This window comes from Pantoea sp. sgz302252 (assembly GCF_047713085.1).
In the GTDB taxonomy this organism is placed as follows: Bacteria; Pseudomonadota; Gammaproteobacteria; order Enterobacterales; family Enterobacteriaceae; genus Scandinavium.
Window position 1 is genome coordinate 31,063 of record NZ_JBLFJW010000036.1, and the last position, 20,342, is coordinate 51,404.

20 protein-coding genes and 4 pseudogenes are annotated in these 20,342 nt (G+C 54.1%); 16 read left to right on the forward strand and 8 right to left on the reverse strand.

Annotation, left to right across the window (positions count from 1 at the left end):
• The first annotated feature begins 122 nt into the window (after positions 1–122).
• The 3 genes and pseudogenes from ACLW56_RS21380 to ACLW56_RS21390 all read left to right on the forward strand — a co-directional run bounded on the left by ACLW56_RS21380 (position 123) and on the right by ACLW56_RS21390 (position 1,997).
• Positions 123–1,089: pseudogene (locus ACLW56_RS21380) on the forward strand (IS5 family transposase).
• 70 nt (positions 1,090–1,159) lie between these two features.
• Positions 1,160–1,255, forward strand: a pseudogene (locus tag ACLW56_RS21385) (hypothetical protein); the annotation flags it as partial.
• A 91-nt stretch (positions 1,256–1,346) separates the two neighbouring features.
• Positions 1,347–1,997 (forward strand): helix-turn-helix domain-containing protein, encoded by a 651-nt coding sequence (locus ACLW56_RS21390; RefSeq protein ID WP_330985719.1) that lies wholly within the window; start codon positions 1,347–1,349, stop codon positions 1,995–1,997.
• Positions 1,998–2,067: 70 nt separating this feature from the next.
• Here ACLW56_RS21390 and ACLW56_RS21395 read toward each other — a convergent pair whose 3' ends face one another.
• Complete coding sequence (locus ACLW56_RS21395; protein WP_330985720.1) at positions 2,068–3,156, reverse strand: cellulase family glycosylhydrolase; 1,089 nt, start codon at positions 3,154–3,156, stop codon at positions 2,068–2,070.
• 198 nt (positions 3,157–3,354) lie between these two features.
• Between ACLW56_RS21395 and ACLW56_RS21400 the strand changes: the two genes are divergently transcribed.
• From ACLW56_RS21400 to ACLW56_RS21440, 9 genes and pseudogenes are all read left to right on the forward strand, one after another.
• Positions 3,355–4,368 (forward strand): LacI family DNA-binding transcriptional regulator, encoded by a 1,014-nt coding sequence (locus ACLW56_RS21400; protein WP_330985721.1) that lies wholly within the window; start codon positions 3,355–3,357, stop codon positions 4,366–4,368.
• A 362-nt stretch (positions 4,369–4,730) separates the two neighbouring features.
• Positions 4,731–6,155 (forward strand): mechanosensitive ion channel family protein, encoded by a 1,425-nt coding sequence (locus ACLW56_RS21405; RefSeq protein ID WP_330985736.1) that lies wholly within the window; start codon positions 4,731–4,733, stop codon positions 6,153–6,155.
• On the forward strand, positions 6,152–7,279 hold the full coding sequence (locus tag ACLW56_RS21410; protein ID WP_330985722.1) for a BamA/TamA family outer membrane protein: 1,128 nt from the start codon (positions 6,152–6,154) through the stop codon (positions 7,277–7,279). Before ACLW56_RS21405 ends, ACLW56_RS21410 begins: the two co-directional genes overlap by 4 nt.
• A gap of 29 nt (positions 7,280–7,308) precedes the next feature.
• Entirely contained in the window at positions 7,309–8,265 is a 957-nt protein-coding gene (locus tag ACLW56_RS21415) for a hypothetical protein (RefSeq protein ID WP_330985723.1), read from the forward strand.
• A complete protein-coding gene (locus ACLW56_RS21420; protein WP_415378057.1) occupies positions 8,265–9,395 on the forward strand; it encodes a BamA/TamA family outer membrane protein in 1,131 nt (376 codons plus the stop codon). The genes ACLW56_RS21415 and ACLW56_RS21420 overlap by 1 nt, the downstream gene beginning before the upstream one ends.
• Positions 9,395–10,501: a DUF4056 domain-containing protein gene (locus tag ACLW56_RS21425; RefSeq protein WP_330985724.1), complete on the forward strand. Its 1,107-nt coding sequence runs from the start codon at positions 9,395–9,397 to the stop codon at positions 10,499–10,501. Before ACLW56_RS21420 ends, ACLW56_RS21425 begins: the two co-directional genes overlap by 1 nt.
• A 136-nt stretch (positions 10,502–10,637) precedes the next feature.
• Positions 10,638–10,752 (forward strand): annotated as a pseudogene (locus ACLW56_RS21430) (hypothetical protein); the annotation flags it as partial.
• A gap of 194 nt (positions 10,753–10,946) precedes the next feature.
• Positions 10,947–11,990: a DUF2157 domain-containing protein gene (locus ACLW56_RS21435; protein ID WP_330985725.1), complete on the forward strand. Its 1,044-nt coding sequence runs from the start codon at positions 10,947–10,949 to the stop codon at positions 11,988–11,990.
• A 142-nt stretch (positions 11,991–12,132) separates the two neighbouring features.
• Complete coding sequence (locus tag ACLW56_RS21440) at positions 12,133–12,300, forward strand: hypothetical protein (RefSeq protein ID WP_330985726.1); 168 nt, start codon at positions 12,133–12,135, stop codon at positions 12,298–12,300.
• Positions 12,301–12,337: 37 nt separating this feature from the next.
• Here ACLW56_RS21440 and nfsB read toward each other — a convergent pair whose 3' ends face one another.
• The 3 genes from nfsB to ACLW56_RS21455 all read right to left on the reverse strand — a co-directional run bounded on the left by nfsB (position 12,338) and on the right by ACLW56_RS21455 (position 14,059).
• Positions 12,338–12,991, reverse strand: a complete 654-nt coding sequence (gene nfsB / locus ACLW56_RS21445) for an oxygen-insensitive NAD(P)H nitroreductase (RefSeq protein WP_330985727.1) — start codon at positions 12,989–12,991, stop codon at positions 12,338–12,340.
• 121 nt (positions 12,992–13,112) lie between these two features.
• The gene (locus tag ACLW56_RS21450) at positions 13,113–13,481 is read right to left on the reverse strand and encodes an MmcQ/YjbR family DNA-binding protein (RefSeq protein WP_330985728.1); all 369 of its coding nucleotides are present in this window, start codon (positions 13,479–13,481) and stop codon (positions 13,113–13,115) included.
• On the reverse strand, positions 13,478–14,059 hold the full coding sequence (locus tag ACLW56_RS21455) for a TetR/AcrR family transcriptional regulator (protein ID WP_330985729.1): 582 nt from the start codon (positions 14,057–14,059) through the stop codon (positions 13,478–13,480). Before ACLW56_RS21455 ends, ACLW56_RS21450 begins: the two co-directional genes overlap by 4 nt.
• Positions 14,060–14,249: 190 nt before the next feature.
• Here ACLW56_RS21455 and ACLW56_RS21460 point away from each other — a divergent pair, with 190 nt between their 5' ends.
• The 3 genes from ACLW56_RS21460 to ACLW56_RS21470 all read left to right on the forward strand — a co-directional run bounded on the left by ACLW56_RS21460 (position 14,250) and on the right by ACLW56_RS21470 (position 17,173).
• Positions 14,250–15,350 (forward strand): MBL fold metallo-hydrolase, encoded by a 1,101-nt coding sequence (locus ACLW56_RS21460; RefSeq protein ID WP_330985738.1) that lies wholly within the window; start codon positions 14,250–14,252, stop codon positions 15,348–15,350.
• A gap of 32 nt (positions 15,351–15,382) precedes the next feature.
• Positions 15,383–15,724, forward strand: coding sequence for a RamA family antibiotic efflux transcriptional regulator (locus ACLW56_RS21465; protein WP_330985730.1), 342 nt, complete (start codon positions 15,383–15,385; stop codon positions 15,722–15,724).
• A gap of 129 nt (positions 15,725–15,853) precedes the next feature.
• Complete coding sequence (locus ACLW56_RS21470; RefSeq protein WP_330985731.1) at positions 15,854–17,173, forward strand: alpha/beta hydrolase-fold protein; 1,320 nt, start codon at positions 15,854–15,856, stop codon at positions 17,171–17,173.
• On the opposite strand, the gene ACLW56_RS21475 is transcribed toward ACLW56_RS21470, so the two are convergent.
• On the reverse strand, positions 17,159–17,398 hold the full coding sequence (locus ACLW56_RS21475; protein WP_415378058.1) for a DUF1158 domain-containing protein: 240 nt from the start codon (positions 17,396–17,398) through the stop codon (positions 17,159–17,161). The genes ACLW56_RS21470 and ACLW56_RS21475 overlap by 15 nt on opposite strands.
• Before the next feature lie 53 nt (positions 17,399–17,451).
• A complete protein-coding gene (locus ACLW56_RS21480) occupies positions 17,452–18,567 on the reverse strand; it encodes a YbdK family carboxylate-amine ligase (RefSeq protein ID WP_330985732.1) in 1,116 nt (371 codons plus the stop codon).
• Between the two features lie 128 nt (positions 18,568–18,695).
• On the opposite strand from ACLW56_RS21480, the gene ACLW56_RS21485 reads away from it, so the two are divergent.
• Positions 18,696–19,397: a GNAT family protein gene (locus tag ACLW56_RS21485; RefSeq protein ID WP_330985733.1), complete on the forward strand. Its 702-nt coding sequence runs from the start codon at positions 18,696–18,698 to the stop codon at positions 19,395–19,397.
• On the opposite strand, the gene entD is transcribed toward ACLW56_RS21485, so the two are convergent.
• Together entD and ACLW56_RS21495 are read right to left on the reverse strand one after the other, a co-directional pair.
• A complete protein-coding gene (entD, locus tag ACLW56_RS21490) occupies positions 19,377–20,030 on the reverse strand; it encodes an enterobactin synthase subunit EntD (protein ID WP_330985734.1) in 654 nt (217 codons plus the stop codon). The two genes, ACLW56_RS21485 and entD, sit on opposite strands and share 21 nt — an antisense overlap.
• Before the next feature lie 92 nt (positions 20,031–20,122).
• Positions 20,123–20,342 (reverse strand): annotated as a pseudogene (locus ACLW56_RS21495) (IS110 family transposase); the annotation flags it as partial.

The window sequence follows — 20,342 nt, forward strand, 5'->3', positions numbered from 1 at the left end:
TTTAAGAGGGTGGTGATGTAAATATCATCACCCTTTTTTATTTGAGCTAGCGTTATCAGAACGTCTTTTTATGGCATTAAGGCAGTGAGGGGCTTTGTTGAATAAATCGAACTTTTGCTGAGTTGAAGGATCAGATCACGCATCATCCGGCAACACTGGTCGTTCCGTGGCAAAGCAAAAGTTCAAAATCCAACTGGCCCACCTACAACAGAGCCCTCATCAACCGTGGCTCCCTCACTTTCTGGCTGGACGATGAAGCGATTCAGGCCTGGTATGAGTCGGCAACGCCTTTATCACGGGGAAGACCTCAGCGCTATTCTGATCTCGCCATCACCGCCGTTCTGGTGATTAAACGCCTATTCCGGCTGACCCTGCGGGCTGCGCAAGGTTTTATTGATTCCATTTTTTCCCTGATGAACGTTCCGTTGCGCTGCCCGGATTACAGCAGTGTCAGTAAGCGGGCAAAGTCGGTTAATGTCAGTTTCAAAGCGTCCACCCGGGGTGAAATTGCACATCTGGTGATTGATTCCACCCGGGCTGAAGGTTTTTGGGGAAGGCGAATGGAAAGTCAAAAAGCACGGCAAAGAGCGCCGTCGCATATGGCGTAAGCTGCATCTGGCTGTTGATGGCAACACACATGAAATTGTCTGTGCAGACCTGTCGCTGAACAACGTCGCGGACTCAGATGCCTTCCCGGGTCTTATCCGACAGACTCACAGAAAAATCAGGGCAGCAGCGGCAGACGGGGCTTACGATACCCGACTCTGTCACGATGAACTGCGGCGTAAGAAAATCAGCGCGCTTATCCCTCCCCGAAAAGGCGCGGGTTATTGGCCCGGTGAATACGCAGACCGTAACCGTGCAGTGGCTAATCAGCGGCTGACCGGGAGTAATGCCCGGTGGAAATGGATAACAGATTATAACCGTCGTTCGATAGCGGAAACGGCGATGTACCGGGTAAAACAGTTGTTCGGAGGTTCACTGACGCTGCGTGACTACGATGGTCAGGTTGCGGAGGCTATGGCCATGGTGCGAGCGCTGAACAAAATGACGAAAGCAGGTATGCCTGAAAGTGTGCGTATTGCCTGAAAACACAACCAGCTACGGGTTACTTACCCGAAATCTGATTTAGTCAACAAAGCCCGCGGCAGCGACAGAAACGTTAATTTTCAGTGCGAAATATTATAAAACAGCCACGACGGTTACCGCAGGAACAGCAAATGCGGCAGCTACGCTGAATTTGACGTATAATTAGAAAAGATAAATTGATCAACTTTATGTTCTCTTTCTTATTATTGGCGGTGTGTATTATGTTACCAACGCGAGCGAAATACCATGGGGGGAAGATGTCTGAAGTAGTCTCAGACGATGAGAACATCAAATCGGCAAATAAACCGATTCATGATTTCCACGTAATAATGGATACGTTATATCCTCATGCTAAACCGGTTGTCTGCGCGAAAAATAAACGGCTAGAATTTACCCGAACCCGTCCACAGTCTTGCTATCTGCTGTATGAAGGGTTTGGCCTGGTGCATCGGGCCAGCGATGGGCTGGTGTTGGGAACAATCAAAGCGCCTTATATTATCGGCATTGCCAATATTTTTACGCCGCTGGAAGAGCATTACTACTGGCGAGCCAGCAAGACGTGCTCCATTTTAGTGGTTGACGCTGAACATGTGCGCGAAGTGATTGAAATGAACCAGTTATGGGAAAATTTCGCTCGGGTATTAAGTTATATTGTGCATTATCTGAGTGGGCACAGCGAAAGGCTGGTGGCGCAAAATGGTTATCACCTCGTGTGTCACCAACTTATTTCTCTGATGAATGAACCTGAATATGTCAGAGTGAAAATGAGCCCCTCAAAATATATTATTGACCGAACGTTACTGTCGCGAAGCTATGTGATGAAAATTCTCGCAGAATTAAAACAGAGTGGACGTATTGTTGTGACAGATAAAATGCTGGTGGAAGTGAAGGATCTGTTTAATGAGTAAAAGGTTGCGGCAATGTGCGTACCTTTACACCCGGCGGTGGGCCGCCGGGCTGCTGTCATCAATATTATTATTAACGGGAAGGATGCAGACCGATGCGGCTCAGTTTGCGCACCAGCGCCATCTCCGCTTGTGAGAAAGGAATGCCGTTTTCTTCAAAAACGTCATGGAACCACAGGCGGCAATAGTCCGGTGAGTTAGTCATCACTACCGGCCACGGCAGCCAGGTCTGGGTCTTACCGCGCACCAGCCCCCATTGATACGGCGCCACATTGGCGGCATGCATCAGCGGCAATTGTTCTTCAATGGTGCTGCCTACATGACGCGCCAGCCATTCCGTGCAGAATATTGGGCGGCCCAACTGTTCCAGTTGATGAATGATGGCGACCATTCTCGCGGTGTTGGTGTAAGCGTGAAAACTCACCACGTCGGACAGCGTCAGCGCGGTCTGATCCAGCGGATGCTGATAGAACGTTTCGCCTTCCACTTCAGGCGGCAAGCGCCACGCACAGACAGTAAGTGGTTGCTCCGGGTTTTCATCACGCCCCCACTCGAACGCTTTGCGCATCAGTTCGTGAGCGTACTCTTCTAGCTTTTCGTCGTACTGCACTTCCACGGTGCCGGTGGCGAAAATGCCGCGGTTGCCCGGCTCGTTGTACAAATCCCACAGCAGCACGCGCTTGTCGCTGCGGAATTCACGCACGATGTCACGCACATAGCGTTCGATTTGCGGCCATTCATCCCGATTGCACACTTTCGTACGCCCCGGGCTCGCGGCGGCCTGACTGTTGTGCTTGCCCGGAACGGGCGCTTTTTGTGGGCCAAGATACGGTTCATCGCCTGAAAAACCGCAGTCGTCCATCAGCGTCAGCATGGTGCGAAAACCGTGTTTATCCGCAATCTGCAAAAACTGATTGATGCGGGCAATCAATCCGTCGCGGTCATGCTCCCAGACAATAAACGGCAGGTTGATGCGCAGGCTGTTGTAGCCCGCTTCAGCAGCCCAGCTGAGTTCGCGCTCAATAGTTGGGGCATCGAAGGTTTCTTTCTGCCAGATATCTGTCCAGTTCACCGCCGTCGACGGCAGATAGTTAAAGCCACACAGCCAGCCCTGCTGCTGGTACCAGGCCTGCGCCTGTTCCTTTGTCCACTGTTGTTTCATGATGACCTCTCTGCTGATAATATTAGCTAATAAATATTAGTTGGCGCATTCATGAGCAATTACGATGAGCAGAAAAAGCGACAACCCTCACAAAGTTGGCGATGCTGAGAGGAAGAAACGTGATCGGCAACGCACAGCACTGCCACCCGCCGGAGATGATGGGTATGATGGGCAATCAAAAAACCGTGGGCAGGGACTATGAAGCGGAAAAATAAAGTCACCATGAATGATATTGCGCGCGCCGCCGGGGTGTCTCAGGCCACGGTATCGTTAGTGCTTAATCAGTCTCGCAATATCAAACTCAGCGACGAAACGCGCCAGCGGGTGATTAGCGTGGCAGGGGAGCTGGGTTACGATCGCCTGCCAGCCATTCATTCCCCGCGTAATCAGGAAGAGATCGCGCTGCTGGTCAGTTCGCTGCAAAGTTACGATCCTTTTATCGACGCTATCAGTCAGGCGCGCGATGCGGCCTGGCGGAGCGAAGTGCTTCTCACGGTGTACGATTATGGCGATGACACGGAGCTGGCGCTGAACATCATTCGCCAGTTAGAAAAGCGTAACTGCGTGGGGATTATTCTGGCCTCGCCGGTGACCACGGTGGTGGCATTGAGCGCTTTTCAGGATTGCACCACGCTACCGCTGGTGTTGCTCAACCAGCGCGATCCGGATTCCCCACTGCTGCCGTCATTCGAACCGGATGACTACGCCAATGCTTTTCAGGTCACCCGACATCTGGTGAATCAGGGCGCAAAGCGCATCGCACACATTACCGGTGAAAGCTGGATGGAAGCCACGCGCCAGCGTCTGGCGGGCTATCAGGCGGCGCTCACGCAATCGGGCATTACGCCGCAGGATGAATGGGTGCAGCAAACCAACTGGCAGTTCAACGAGTCTTATCAGGCCACCGTGGCGTTGCTCTCTCAGGCCGAACGCCCGGACGCCATTTTTTGTGCCAGTGACTGGCTGGCCATTGGCTGCTATCAGGCGATTTCCGACCATGGATTACGTATCCCGGACGACGTGCTGGTGGTCGGTTATGACGACCAAAAAATCTCCGAGCAATTAACACCACCGCTCACCAGTATTCAGTTGCCTTATGGTGAACTGGGCAGACTGGCGGTGGAGTATCTCTGCAATGCTGAAGATGCAGCCACGCATTTAATGCTGGCCGGGCGTTTGAAAATACGGCGTTCCAGCCAGCAAAATTTATAGTCAATCCCCGAATAGGACAGCCATGCTGCTAGTGGTGGATAACAATCTGTATGTTGAAGCCAACTTCACGGAAAAAGACTTTACTCACATTCGCGATAATCAGCCTGCGGAAATCAACGTCGACCAGGCTCACCCATGATGTTCAGGCCTACACGGAAGTGGGCAAAACCTGGGATAACGGGGGCGATTCCAGCCTCGACGCTGACCTCTCCACATTCGTGGGAATGAAAATCCGTTTCTGAGGTGTCTTGAATTAGCCTAAGGCTGGTCTATGCTCAACAAAGAGTAAGCCAGCTTTTTGCTTTTGAGCTTATGAATAATAACGAAAATATTCACTTCTGCGGGTGTTGATTATGAACAGGATGCGGCATGTTTTGGTGGCGTGGATCTCATTGTTGCTCACGTTTCCGCTTTTTGCCGCTGAGCCCCGGCAGCAGCCGACCGATCAGGAACGGGCGCGGACGGTGTATATTTTCCATCAACCCATCGTCATGCTGCAGGCCACCTTTGGCCTCAGTACGCCAGAAGAGCGCGTGCTGCGCATTCGTAATACGCTGCGAGCTTTTACTCGCGAAGATGTCAGTAAACCGCTGACCATCGAACCCATCACCCGCTACAACCAGCCTGCGCGGCTGTTCCTGATGAACGGCAAACCTATCATGCTGCTCAGCCAGGCTGACCTGGATGAAGGCGACGATTTAACGCTGGATCAGGCCGCGCAGCGAGTGCTGGCGCGAATGGAGTTGCAGCGTACCGCGTTGCGTGACCAGTACAACTCCGGCTATCTGGCGCTGGCAGTGGTTAAATCATTATTAGGCGCAGGCGTTCTGGCGCTGTTTTGTTATGGCGCTTACCGTGCCTGGCGCTGGGTGCGGCGTTATAACCGCCGCATGTTGCTGGAAAAGCGTGGCATTATCCCGCACAGCTGGCGGCGTTTTCTTGGGGCCATTGAGTCAAAACTGTTTGGCCTGTTGATGATCCTGCTGAGCCTGGCGGCGGCCTACCTGTGGATCGGCTGGATGTTCAGCCTTTTCCCGTGGACCCGGGTGTGGGGCGAATCGCTCGGCGCCACGCGCAGGCTGATTTCCGTCATGGTCTGGTTATTCGCTTTGTCTGCCGCTTACCCCTTTTTACCCGGAGCCAACTCGCTGGCCTTCAAAGGCATCAGTGTCTTTTTCGGTTTGATGCTAACGCTGGGCTCGGCCGGATTGATGAACCATGCCATGAGCGGTCTGGTGCTGATTTATTCCCGCGCGTTGCGTAAAGGCGATGTCATTCGCATTGCGGATAACGAAGGGCTGGTGAGCGAAATCGGCATGCTAGCCACCAAAATCATCACCCGCGAAAATTATGTCGTGACCGTGCCGAATGCGGTGGTGGTCAGCGGCAAAATCACCAACCTCAGCGCACAGAATCCTGGTGGGGGCGTCAATCTCACCACCAGCGTCACTATCGGCTATGACTCGCCCTGGCGGCAGGTTCACGCCATGCTCGAACTGGCGGCTCGTCGGGCCGACGGTATCGACCACAGTCAGCCTCCGATCGTGCGCCAACTGAGCCTGATGGACTGGTATATCTCCTATGAATTGCAAGTGCAACTGCTGCCGGGAACCTCGCTGGCGATGGGGCGCAATGCGCTGCACAGCCATATTCAGGATGTCTTCAACGAATTTAACGTACAGATAATGTCGCCAAACTTTGTGCTGCAACCGGAAGGGGCCGTGATGGTCGCCAAAGAGAACTGGTATGCGGCCCCGGCCACACTGCCTCAAAGGACCGATGCATGAAAAGGCCCCGGCTGGGATGGCTGCTGATGCTGCTGTTGTATGCCAGCACAAGCCCGGCGGCGAGCCTCTTTGACCCGGAAGACGGGATGCTCGATATGAGCGCTTATCTGCGGGATAACCCGTACGGATTCCTCCCCGTGCCGGTGGTTATCACCGAACCGGCGGTCGGTTACGGTGGCGGTCTGTTTGGGCTGTTTTTGCATGGCAAAGGGACTCAGCAAGGAGGGCGGTATATTCCGCCTGCCTTCAGTGCCTTTGGTGGCGGCGGGACGCAAAACGGCACCTGGTTTGTCGGCGGCGGGCATCGCCACACCTGGAATAACGATCACATTCGCTGGCTGGGCGGCGCAGGCTACGCCAACATCAACATCGATATTTATTCGGGTGATGTCGCCGGATTTGGCCACGATAAGGCGATCAACACCACCTCCAAAGGCTACGGCGGCATGCAGAAGTTGCAGTTTCGCGTGGGGGATTCCCCGGTGTTTGTCGGTGTGAGTCAGGTTTGGGTCAACCTTGACGTGTCGGCAGACAACAACCCCGTTATCAATAAAGTCTGGAAACGCGTGTTGGGCGACAACAGTACTTCGTCGGCAGTAGGGCTGGTGGCGGAGTATGACACCACCAACAACCTGTTCTGGCCGAGCGACGGGCTTTCGCTGAGCGGAGAGTACCGTTTTTACAGCAGTTTTTTGGGGGGCGACTATCGTTATAACCAGCTTGAGCTTGACGGGAAGTATTTTATGCCGCTCAGCTCAACCCTGACGCTGTCGCTTGCCGGCAACTATCAGTCTCTGACTCACAGCGATGCGCATCTCCCGCCGATGGCGCGACCGTATATCAAGCTGCGGGGGATCTCCAGCTATCGCTATCAGGGCGACTATGTTGGCACGGTGCAAACCCAGCTGGCCTGGAATGTTACGCCGCGCTGGGTCGTGCTCGGTTTTGTCGGCGCAGGCAGCGCCAGCGACGAAGCCAGCCACCTGTTTGATGAAACTCAGGTCGCCTGGGGAACAGGGTTTCGCTATTTGATTGCCCGGGAATACGGGCTGCATACGGGAGTAGACGTCGCTTTTAGTGATAGTGAGCAGGCAGTCTATTTTAATGTCGGTTCCGGGCTGTAACCGGGGCGACGACCTGACGAGAAATGATGATGAAATGGAACCGAATCCTGGTATCGCTGGTGCTGCTTTCCGGGGCAGCCTGCGGTGCGACAACCACGAGCACTGCGACAGACGACGCAACCTCAAGCGACAGTATGTTCCCTATTTGGGGTGATGAAGCGCGTGCGCACGGGTATTCCATCCCGCTGCCTTTTGGCGTCAACCTGAGCTATATGAACATGCGTCAGGGTGTAAACGTAGAGAGCATCGCGCTGAGTGGGCTGCAAATCGGCGCGAGGCCGATTCCGGATGACATGTTCATGATTGGCGTGGGCGATACCCGTGAAAAAAGCGAGACCGAAAACCTGCGTCTCGACATGTGGGTGTTTCCGTTCCTGAACGTCTATGGGATTGTTGGGCATACCAAAGGATCGTCGGTATCGCAGATCTCGGTCAATGCCGATCCGTCGCAGTACGGTCGCCTTGATCCTAATCGCCTGATTGCTCAGGCGGTTCACGCCGGATATGAAAGCGGCGCATTGCAGGATTTAAATTTCACCCTCAACTTTGAAGGCACCACTTACGGCACGGGCGTGACGCTGGCGGGCGGCTATCAGAACTGGTTTGGGCTGGTGGATACCAACTACACGCAGACCAGCTTCGACATTCTCGACGGGAAAATATCAGCCCTGACTGTGTCGCCGCGCGTAGGCTATCGCTTTGAGTTTCAGGGCATTTCCGGGCCTTCGCATCTGGGCATCTGGATTGGCGCGATGTACCAGGACGTTGAGCAGGAATTTAAAGGCAACCTGTCAGACCTCAACCTGCCTTCCGCACTGGACGGCGTGGTGGAGAACGGGCGCTTTGATGTCAAACAGCATCTCACTTCGCCGTGGAATATGCTGGTGGGCGCGCAGTATGAAATTACTCAAAACTTCAACGTGTTGACCGAATTTGGCTTTAACGACCGCAACAGCTTCTTTATCGCGGGTGAATACCGATTCTAATGAAAAAATGGATGATGGCGGCGTTGGGCATCATTAGCGTCAGTTGGACGCCCGCAACGCGTGCCGCGCTGGATGAAAAAACCATTGATGACTTCCTGGGAAAACTGGGCGCAGACAATCAGTACGATCCCAGCAAAGGCATTGACTGGAGCGTGTTGCCGGGGCCGTTTTACACTCCGGAGCTTCGCCTTGGGTTAGGCACGGCGGTGGCCGGGATTTACCGTATCGACCCGAAGGATAAAACGACACAGAACTCTTCGCTCTCCTTCACCGGTTTTGTCAGTACCAGCGGGGCGCTGGGAATAGGGCTGCATAGCTATACGTTTTTCACTGACGACCGCTGGCGGCTGTTTGTCGATGGTGCCGTTGCTAAAGTCCCGACCAAATTCTGGGGGGTGGGCTACGACGCAGCCCAGGGCAGCTCACAAAAATACGACAACAATTCGATTCAGGTGCATCCGCAGTTGATGCGCCAACTGGCTCCGAATTTATATCTCGGCGCGGGCTGGGATTTTTCAGCCATGGATGCCCGTGTGGATAATCCCCAACCGGGCGATAAATTCTCGCAGTATGCTGACTCCACCACGCCTGTCAGTTCTGGCGCGACCCTCAGCCTGAATTACGATTCCCGCGATGTGATTACCCGGCCGCAGCACGGGCAGTATATCAGTATTGAATACAGCTATTTCGACCCAACGCTTGGCTCGGACACTCATTTCACCGCCACCCAACTGCAATACAATTATTATCATCCGATAGATGATAAACGCGTGCTGGCGTTCGATTTGTGGGGGCGCTTTACTCACGGTGATGTACCCTGGGACAGGCTCTCTCAGGCTGGTGATGACAGCCGACTTCGTGGCTATTATCAAGGGCGCTACCGCGATAACGATGTGGTCAGCGGCCAGGTAGAATATCGGCAAAAACTGAACTGGCGACACGGCTACGTGCTTTGGGCTGGCGTGGGGGCGCTGGGAAGTTCGCCCGCAGATTTAGGCGATCACCCGCTGTTGCCCACGGTCGGTGTCGGGTATCGTTTCGAAGTGAAGCCGTCGATGAATATCAGGCTTGATTTAGGCTTTGGCCGGGAAAGTGCCGGTTTTTATTTTCAGGTTGCGGAGGCGTTTTAATGCGAGGGTGGTGGCTGGGTCTGATGATGTTGAGCAGTACAGCGATGGCGGCAGAAACCTTGCTGCCGATAGAACACGCTCATCGCGTTTCGCCGGTAGTGCAGAAACTTTCTGCGCCTGAATCGCTGCGCCCTTGCTGTGCTTTTGGTTACGATCTCAATGTCCGCGCGGTGGGCGTGCCGATCCCGGTGTATCAGATTGGCAACGTGCTGACGCTGGATGGCTTAGGGCATCATCATTACAACGACAGTGCGCTGGGGGCGGTGAAAAACCTGGTTGGGCTGAGCGATGAGAAAAGCGGCCTGATCTACACCTATCGCGGCGGCTTTATTGATATCGCCCACGTGCGCGACACTGCCGACAACACCTTCTATTTATTCTCTGAAATCTACCCCAAACTGGGGCAGCAATGGCGACTGTTCTACAGCGAAGAATTAGGGCTGCGTCGTATTCAACTGAATGCCTTCACTCCGCCCGCGGGCATGACGCAGCGCTATACGCTTGCGGCCTGGCTCGCAGGGAAAATCGGGTTCGAACTGGCGCAGTGGCATGAGATTGCGCAATGGTACGGTTTTCAGTCGGTGCCAGGCTTCTCCGAGGAGATATCGGCGTTTTCACCCGAAGATCTCTATTCGAATTTGCTCGGGGCCAGGCTTGCGATTAACGTTATTCTGCAAGGCCATGCAGGCTCGGTTGAGGATTACAACAAAGCCATGGATGCCGAATTACACAACGCTCTGGTCGGGCTGGATGTTGCTACACGAGAAGAGACTGAAAAGAAATTCCGCGAAATTGACGGTGACTGGTGGAACAGCAAACGCAGAGTGCCGGATAAATTCCTCGTGCTGAAGCGCAATTATTCGCTGAGTGATAGCCGTGTACCCACACCGGTGCCATTTGAAAAAGCCGAACCGTTCCATTTAATGATGCCGGAAACGGTGGTGCGGTATCGACTTTCTACGCTAGGTGAACTGCAAATTCACCAAGGACACGATGTGGAACGCTTGCCAGCGCCCGCTGATTATTATTCTCCCGAGGAATTTCAGGGGCTGGCAAATAAGGCTGAAGCTGCCGACAAGACGCAATTAGAACGCATGCAAAAATAATCAGCAGGGTGTAATAATAAACAACTCTTTTGCTGAAGAAATAAGCACCTCTTGCTATCAGTTCTAAGCAAAGCGTAGTGTGAAACAAGGGGGGAGTGCCGAAAGGCACCCTCAGACTGCTGTGCCTTTTCCCACACGTGTCGCGTTGAATGCGAACCAGAACGAAATGGTCCGGGGGAGAAAGCTACGGCACGTACATCTTCCAGGGCGAACCTCGCACCATGAAGGTGTCGATGAGCTACGATTTCTGATAACCCAACAACCCGGCGTTCGTCGGGCTGATATCACTTCCCCTCTATTTCAGTGGTCATGATGATCGCTGAGAGAATAAGATGCAAACTTCAGGTAAGAGATTCCCATTGGCACTGGGGACGAGAATGCGCTGTCATGCTCCTCCCTAAGAGGGCCGCACCGAAACAGAACGGATAAGTCACGGAGAAACAGGATGAAGGTCACCCGCAAGCAGGAACGTATTATTCGCCGGGCTTTAGCTGACTGGCAGGGAGAAGGGGAGCTGAGTGAGGCTGAACACCAGCGTTTGGCGGCAACGCTTCGCCCTACGGCTTTTGACTGGCGACGACTGAGCCGTTACGCCTTTTGGATTTCCATCGCTTGTGTATTGATTGCGCTGGCAAGCCTGTTTGCGGACAGCGAGCTGATGGCGTATTTGCTGGCGCTTTTTTCTTTCTCTGGTCTTTCACGCATCATTTTGCCTGGCGTTCTGGCAGCCGTCTTTTATGGGTGGGGTTTTCGGCGGCAGCGTCGGGAAACCCAATGGCATTACAGCACTGAAGCTATCTTGTTCCTTGGCGTGGTGTTCACTGCGCTGGCACTTTGGCAGCTTGGTGAACGGCTGGATAACGGCAGTGGGCATATCGCGCCGCTGTTCCTGCTGGGCTGTGCGGTTTACGGCGCGGTGGGCTGGTTTGCTCGTTCCTCACTGGTATGGCTGTTTTTCCTGCTGGCTTTGGGCAACTGGTTTGGCGCAGAAACGGGCTATGTATCCGGCTGGGGCGCGTACTGGCTGGGCATGAATTACCCGATTCGCTTCGTCCTGTTCGGCGGCGCATTGTTGATGGGGTGCGTGCTGCTGACACGTATTTTACAGGCACGCCAGCTGTTGACTGTCAGCAAGGCCATGGGCCTGACTTATCTGTTTATCGCCCTGTGGATCATGTCGATTTTCGGTAACTACGATCTCGATAGCTGGAGCAGCAGCTCACATGCAGAGCTGCTTCCGTGGGCATTGCTGTTTGCCGTTGCTGCCGGGGTGTGTATTTATATCAGCCTGAAAACCGATGACGGCATGCTGCGTGGCTTCGGCCTCACGTTCCTCGCCATCAATCTCTACACCCGTTTCTTCGAGTATTTCTGGGATGGCCTGCATAAAGTGGTTTTCTTCCTGATTTTAGCGGCCTCGCTGGCCGTTCTGGGGCGATATGCCGAGAAAATCTGGCACGCAGGAATGTATCACGCTGCAAAAAAGTAAAATTCTTCTGAAGCCAGTTCCCCATTTTCCTCGCGAGTTCCTGCACTTTTCTGCCTGATACGTTAACGTTCAGGCGAAAAGTGCAAATTTAGCCTTTAAGGCAATTTGCCTTATATGCTAAGTTCTCAGGGAGAAGAGCGATATGTTTCATCTGGAAAGTCACAAGGCGGTCAGGGAAGAAATTCTGGCTTTACCGCTGATCGTTCAAGCCAGGTTCTATCGTCAGCTTGAAAAGCTACGGGTGAATCCGACAGCACTGCGGTATGCGCTGGCATGTGGCGTTGAAAATCCGATCATTAAGCTTTACTGAAAGACGCCCGACGACAGACCATCGCCGGGCAGCGAGATTAGATCTCGGTCACTGTAGTGCTCTGCGGCAGACGGGATTTTGGCAGGCTGGCGTTGAAGTCTTCCACGCTGTGACGGCCAACCGGCACCACCACCACGCTGGTGAAGCCTTTTTCTTTCAGGCCAAACTCTTCATCCAGAATCGCGGCATCAAACCCTTCGACAGGCACCGCATCCAGGCCCATGGCGGCCACGCCCAACAGGAAGTTACCGACGTTCAGATAGACCTGTTTCTGCATCCAGTGGCTGTCATCTTTCAGCTCTTTGCGGTGCAAATCGGCGAAGAAGGTGCGGCCTTTGTGGTTGCCCGCTTTGGCTTCCGGGGTGGCGAAACGGCCATCTGCATCTTCCTGATCGACCACTTTTTCCAGCCAGGCATCGTCCATCGCGGTTTTCGCACAGAACACCACCACATGAGAAGCATCCAGCATTTTGCGTTCGTTGAAAACGAAACCGCCCGCGGCAGATTTTGCCACGCGCGCTTTGCCTTCTTCAGTGCTGGCGACAATAAAATGCCACGGCTGGGAGTTGGTGCTTGATGGGCTGAACTGCAGCAGGGTTTTCAGATTTTCAGCCTGCTCGGCGGTCAGCTTTGCGCTGGCATCAAAAGCTTTGGTTGAGTGGCGTTTTAAAGCGACGGAAATGATGTCCATGATGGCTCCTCAAAGGGGTAACACCGCGTAGCGGGTGCGTTCAGTGGGAGCAGAATACAGCGCAAGCTGCGAAAAGATAAGTCTTAAATATCCGATAACACTTGTTGTTAAAAACAGAAAATCACACCGGACGCATTATTTTTTGCTGCCGTTTAGGCAGCTTATCCACCACGCAATGCCAGGAGTCGTCGATGAGCGCTTCAACCAGCTCGGGGCTGATATCCTCGCCGCCATAGACGGTTATCCAGTGTTTTTTATTCATGTGATAACCCGGCCCGATGCTCTTATAAATTTCCTGATGTAACAGCACGTTATCCGGTCTGGCTTTGAGATTGATGATGGGTTGACCGCGCAGCGTCAGGGCAATCATGAAGATTTTGCCGCCAACCTGGTAAACGTCGTATTCAGGGCCAAACGGCCACGCTTGCTCGGTGAAGGGCAGTTCAAGGGCGAACTGGTGTGCGTGTTTGACCACCGCTTCCCCGTTCATGAGACGCCTTCCTCAGCCAGTGCCAGCCACATCGCTTCAAAACCCAGTGCGGTCAAATCACCTGCACGTTTCGGTTCATGGCTGGCAAACTCAATGGTCGTTTCGGCAAGGGACAAGAAAAGTGCATCGCCAAAGGCGCGGTAGGATTCAGAGAGAAACACCTCGCGCACCGAACGCTCGCAGAGCTTATTGAGTTCCGGGAACATGTCGGAAACCTGCTGTTTGGTGTCAGCGGTGATTTTCTCGCTGACGGTCATACGGCGAATGGCTTTGTGGCCAATCGGGTTTTGCACGCCCCAACTGATATAGCTGTTCCAGATGCAGCGGGTGAAATCTTTCGGCGTCACGGCATTGCCAATGCCGGCAAGCATGGTCTCGCACAGAGAGCTTTTCAGGTGCAGATAAAGCGCATTGAGCAAGTCGTCTTTAGTGGCGAAATAACGAAACAGCGTTCCCTCGGCAACCCCGGCATTACGGGCAATCAGGGCAGTCGATGCCGCGATGCCCTGCTGGGCGATGGCGACCGTGGCGGCCTCCAGCAACGCTTGTTTTTTGTCTTCACTCTTCGGACGAGCCACTACACTTTACCTCTCAGTCTGTAAAAGACGTCGATTGAAACATGCCGCTTGCAGCACTTCAACGGCGAATGTCAAAAATTGAAAATCGTCTTGACGACTTTCCTCTCTTTTCTATAATGAGTGCTTACTCACTCATAATCAAGTTTCTTCCCACAGCGTCTCCAGGATGGAGTCTGTCTACGGTCAGGATATGAAGCGTCTTCTGTTAAGTGTGGTCGTCATTATGTTAATTGCCAGCGCTGCAAGTTTACCGTTTGTCCTCAATGCCGGGTTTGGCAAAGCGCCACAGGGCGCGCAGCTCAGCACAGTCGAACGCTCCGCAAACTATCGCGACGGTCAGTTTCACAACCAGCAGCCCACCCCGAGCTGGTCCGGGCAAAAAAGCATGCCTGCCGCAATCTGGGAATTTCTGACCGTCAAGCGTGAAAATGCTCGTCCACAGCAGCCGTTACCGAGGGTGAAAACCGATCTTGCGAGCCTGCCGGTGCAACAAGATGTGATGATTTGGCTCGGGCATTCTTCCTGGTATTTGCAGCTTTCCGGGAAACGCATTTTGATTGACCCGGTCTTCAGCAGTTATGCTGCACCGTTTTCCTTTTTGAATAAAGCCTTTGCAGGGGACTATCCCTGGAGTGCGGCGACAATGCCGGAGATCGATCTGCTGATTATCTCGCACGATCACTACGACCATCTGGATTACGCCACCCTCAAAGGGCTGATGCCCAAGGTTAAGCGTGTGGTGACGCCATTGGGCGTGGGGTCGCATCTGCGCTACTGGGGAATGGACAGCGAGAGAATTACCGAAGCGGACTGGAACCAGAAAGTTGAGATAAGCGACTCGTTGGCCGTCCATGTGCTGCCTGCTCGCCACTTTTCAGGCCGCGGCCTGAAGCGTAACCAGACCTTGTGGGCGAGCTTCATGTTCGTCACGCCAGAACAAAATATTTACTACAGCGGTGACAGCGGCTATGGCCCGCATTTCAAGGCCATCGGCGAGCAGTTTGGTCAGGTCGATGTAGCCATCATGGAAAACGGCCAGTACGACCAGGACTGGAAGTACATTCATATGCTGCCAGAAGAAACGGCGCAGGCAGCGGTTGATCTCAACGCCCGTGCTGTGTTGCCAGGCCATGCCGGACGTTTCGTTCTTGCGAAACACACCTGGGATGACCCGTACAAACAACTGACCAAAGCCAGTGAAGGGAAAGACTATCGCCTGTTAACACCGGTTCAGGGTGAACCTGTTTGGGTTGCTAATCGCGACCAGCAATTTCGTGCCTGGTGGGAATAATCACCGGGCCATTCAGAGGAGGGGAGGAAGGTATGACGATTTCCGCTCAGGTTATTGACACCATTGTCGAGTGGATTGACGACAATCTGCACCAGCCACTGCGTATTGACGATATCGCACGTCATGCGGGGTATTCAAAATGGCACCTGCAACGCCTGTTTGTCCAGCAAAAAGGGGAGAGTCTTGGACGCTACATTCGCGAGCGCAAGCTGCGACTGGCAGCAGAAGAACTGCGAGAAACCGATCAGAAAGTGTATGACATTTGCCTGAAGTACGGCTTTGATTCGCAACAGACGTTCACCCGGGTCTTTACCCGAACGTTTAAACAACCGCCTGGCGCCTGGCGTAAAGAACACCAGAGCCGCGCACACTAGCCCCCTCTACAAGCCCGTTTAACGGGCTTTTTTTATGTCTTCACGGCAAACCCACAGTACAAATGTTATTGAAAGCAATTCCTATTTGCATTAGCGTGATGCGCAATGTTGAAAAGGGAAACAAGCACAATGAAGATGGCGTGGAGTGGCTTACTTATTGGGCTAAGTGCAATGCCCGCAGCGGCAGTAACCTGCGAATCTCCTTCGGCTCAGGGAGAACAAAAAGGGAAGTTGGATGCCAGCGGGGAAGTGTGTTTCGAACGTCCTTTGCCGACAAGCCCTTTGTTGCAGCAACTGGCGAAAACCCTGAAGCAGGGCGGCTCCACAGCCGATTTCTGGCAAGCTCGTCAGCAGGAAGGCACGCCGTTGGTGGAGCCCGTTGATGTTAAACATAAACGCGTCACCTTCCTTTGGCGCGGCGCTCGCAACAACGTCTTTATTCTTGGTTCCCCTGCGGGCGATCACGACCCACTCTTCCGACTAGGGGATTCCGACGTCTGGTTTCACAGCTATGTGGTGCCCGCAGACACCCTGATGCAATACAAACTCGCGCCTGATGTCCCACTGATTGAGGGGAACATGCGTGAAAAGCAGCGTGCGATGTTGGCCAGTGCCCAGGCCGATCCGTTGAATCCCAATACGCTACAGCCTCAGCAAGATCGCTGGAATCGTTCTTCTCTGTTGGCGCTCACCCCTTCACGATACTGCAGCCTGTCGGCCATGAAGGCACCGATTAAGTCTGGCTCGCTAACCCGCCATCAACTGCACAGCGATTTTCTTGGCAACACCCGGGAAATTACGCTCTATCGCCCAAGACTGCCGCAGCCCGCACGCTGGACGTTGCTGCTTTTTGACGGCAAGCAATATCAGGACGATTACCATTTCGCCAACATTCTCGACGGCCTGATTGCCCGTCATGTGTTGCCGCCTGTTAACGTGGTGTTTATTGATTCATTGGATCACGCACGCCGCAGCGCCGAACTGCCACCCAATCCCCATTTCGCCGATTTCATGGCGCACGAGCTGCTGCCCTGGCTCCATCGTCAGGGGCTGAATATGCAGCGGCAGAAAACCATCGTGGCAGGATCGAGTTACGGCGGGCTTGCCGCCTCGTGGGTGGCGTTACGCTATCCGCGCTTGTTCGGGAATGTGCTCAGTCTTTCCGGCTCTTATTGGTGGGCGCCGAAAGGGGAAGCCGCCAGCTGGCTGACACGTGAATACCAGCGCACGCCGCGCTATCCGGTGCGTTTCTGGTTACAGGCGGGAACTTTTGAGGCCAGTGGCCCCGGCGGTGGCAACTACAAACACACGCTGGAGTTTGAACAGGTGCTGCGTGAAAAAGGGTATCGCGTGAGCTTTCACCCTTCCTCCAGCGGCCATGATTATGCTGGCTGGTGCGAAGCGCTGGTGGAAGGAATGAGGGAATTCACCGGATTAGCGAGAAGGTGACAGCCAGCGTCGCCAGACGTAACGAATGACGAAAAACTCAATTGTGCCAAGCACCAGGAACCAAACGCAAAACAGCAGCGTATAGAGCTGGTTCAAATCCATCAGGTGGAAAACGGTCACCAGATTTTGCGCCACTGTCAGCCCCAGGGAAGGGGCGGGCAGCAGCAGGCAAGAGAGAAACGCCATCAGTAAAATGCCACCGGCGGTGATCAGGGAGTCGAGCATAATAATTATCGTAAGCCAAAAAATGAGGCCTGATGATACCTTAAGTTCCTGCCTCAGGCGGCCCAAATTTCGCAGTGTTTTTCCACCAGTGAAATCAACGATCCTCCTCCTGCGATAAACGCTCTCATCTTATCGGCCTCGCTATGACCTTGTTTTACCAACAGGGAAAGGGCCTCGATGGCGCTGCCTGCCTGGTGCGTTTCGGCCCACGGGGCAACGGTGTCCAACAGGCGTTGAATCTCTTCGGCAAGCGTTTGTTGTTCGCCGCTATGAACGTCGGTCAGCACGCCTTCGAGCCCGTATCGGCAGGCCTGAAAACGGTTAAATTTATACAGCAGGTAATCGCGTTCCTGATGCTTAAAGGGCCGGGTTTCGAGCAGCCAGCGGGCGGTGGCCTGAATCAGCCCGGCAATATTGACCGCGTGACCCAGGGTCAGCGGCGTGTCCATCACACGCACTTCCACCGTGCCAAAATGCGGGCTGGGGCGAATGTCCCAGTGCAAATCTTTAATGCTGTCAATCATGCTGGTGTAGCTCAGCCGACGAAACAGCCCTTCAAACTCCTGCCAGTTCGTCACCCAGGGCATGGGCCCCATATCGGGAAACGCGGAAAAAACGTTGAGGCGCGAAGAGGCAAACTTGCTGTCAGCGCCCTGAAGGTACGGCGAGGCGGCACTCAACGCGATAAAGTGAGGGACAAAGCGCGAAAGCCCATGCAGCAGATAAATCGCGTCATCGCCGTTCGCACACCCCACGTGGACATGCTGGCCGAAGACCGTTGCCTGTTGGATCAAATAGCCAAACTGTTCCAGCGTTCGCAGATAACGCTCGTTATCGCACACTTCCTGGCGTTGCCATTTCTGAAACGGATGCGTGCCACCGCCACAGATTTGCACATGCTGACGAGAAGCCGCCTCCAGCACTGTCTGGCGAATGGCAGAAAACTGCGCGCTGGCCTGGTGGATATCCTCACAAACGCCCGTTGCGATCTCCAGCATGCTCTCGGTGATGTCATGCTTGATTTCGCCTACGGTGACTGCCTCTTTTATCTGCGCAATCAGCGCAGAAGAGTCCTGGCTCAGGTCAAATCCCGGTGGATTCACCACCTGTAATTCCAGTTCAATGCCTAAGGTAAACGGGGTGGAAACGTGGAAATCGGGGAGCAGCATGGGCATCTCGGCGCGTGGAGGGATGTCTGAACAGTATTGTCTCGCTCAGACATCTGCGCCACTTCCCCGGCCAGAAAGCTGTGCTGGGGTATGCTATAACGGGAAGACATTTGCAAAGAGGGGGCAACGTGGCAGAGTTGAATGAATACGGGCAATGGGTGGGTGATCGAGTCCCTGACTGGAAGGGAGCAGAAACCCTGGTCAGAAAGGCGCTGACAGGACGAAGCTGCCAGCTGCAACCACTGAACGCGAGTCAGCATGCTGCCGATCTATTTGATGCTTTTGCGCAGGTGGGCGACGATCGCGACTGGACGTGGCTAGGCAGCGAGCGCCCTGCAACAATAGACGCCACTCATGCCTGGTTGCAGGCAAAAGTCGACGATTCAGGTTTAGTGCCGTTTGCGGTAATCGATTTGCATTCGGAGCGCGCCGTCGGCGTGGTGTGCCTGATGGCTATCGACCAGGTACACGGCACTGTCGAAATCGGTCACGTAAGCTGGTCAGTACGAATGAAACGCAGCACGTTGAGTACGGAAGTGGTTTGGCTGTTGCTCAAAGAAGCTTTTGCCTGCGGCTATCGCCGTGTGGAGTGGAAGTGTGATTCCCTCAACACCGCCTCCCGAAAAGCCGCGGAACGTATTGGTTTCACCTTCGAAGGGCGCTTTCGCCAGCGAATGGTCCGTAAAGGCCGCAACCGCGACAGCGACTGGCTGTCGATTATCGACGGTGAATGGCCGGACATTGAGAAAGCGCTACAAGCGTGGCTCGCGCCCGATAATTTTGATCAACAAGGCCAGCAGCTACATAAGCTAGAGAGTTTTCGCCAGTAGCGTCACCACCTGCTGATCCAACCGCTGCCAGACGATTGAGTGATGCTGCCCGTCAAGTGCTGGAGCGAATGCTGCCGTCGTTTTCAGGGTGATCTGTCGCTCGCTTAAGCCAATGATTTGCGCGCCGGTAAAACCAGGCATTCCGGAGGTTGCAGAAGAGAGCGCTTTGAACAGGCTTTCTTTAGCACTGAAGGCGAGCGTCAGCGCTAAAGGGAAGGGCAGGTCGCGGGTTTGCAGAATCTGCTCTTCAGCCAGATTGATGATGCTGGAGGCGATCTCCGTGCACAGCGCTGGCGTAAAAATCTCTTCGATATCAAGACCGACAACGCTTTGACTCACCACGGCCAACGCCGTGTTTCCGCAATGGCTGATACTGCCAAACCAGTCTTCAGGCCAGAGCGGCTGGCGCTGCTCGCCGATATCGGCAATGTGCCTGATCCCCTGTTCCCGCAAGGCGTAAAAGGCCGCTAATCGCCCGGCAAGGTGTTCGGCTTTACGCTTTCTTCCCGAGTGCGCAAGTTTGACGTGATGCGGCAGCCACAGGAGATCCGCGTCGGTGAACGTATCAGGCTGGAAGTCGATTCGGTGCAGGGTGAGGTTGGCTAACGGAAAGGTGTTGTGTTGAGCATTCATTGTGAGTAACCCCTCTCCCTGACCCTCTCCCAAAGGGAGAGGGAATTTGATTTTCTCCCTCGCCCCTTTGGGGAGAGATACCGTCTTGCCGGTCATCCGGCAAGTGGTATCTCAGCATTAAATTCGCGTCCGGATTTCACCACGCCATAGGCCAGCTGCAGCAGTTTTCTCATCCCTGCACATACCCGTTCTTTTCCTGTCTTCCCTCTCGCTGACAGCCTTTCCATCAGGTTTTTCACCACCTCATTGTACCTTCCTGCCACAACCGCTGGCATATACAGTGCGCTGCGCAACTCTGCATTACCCACTTTC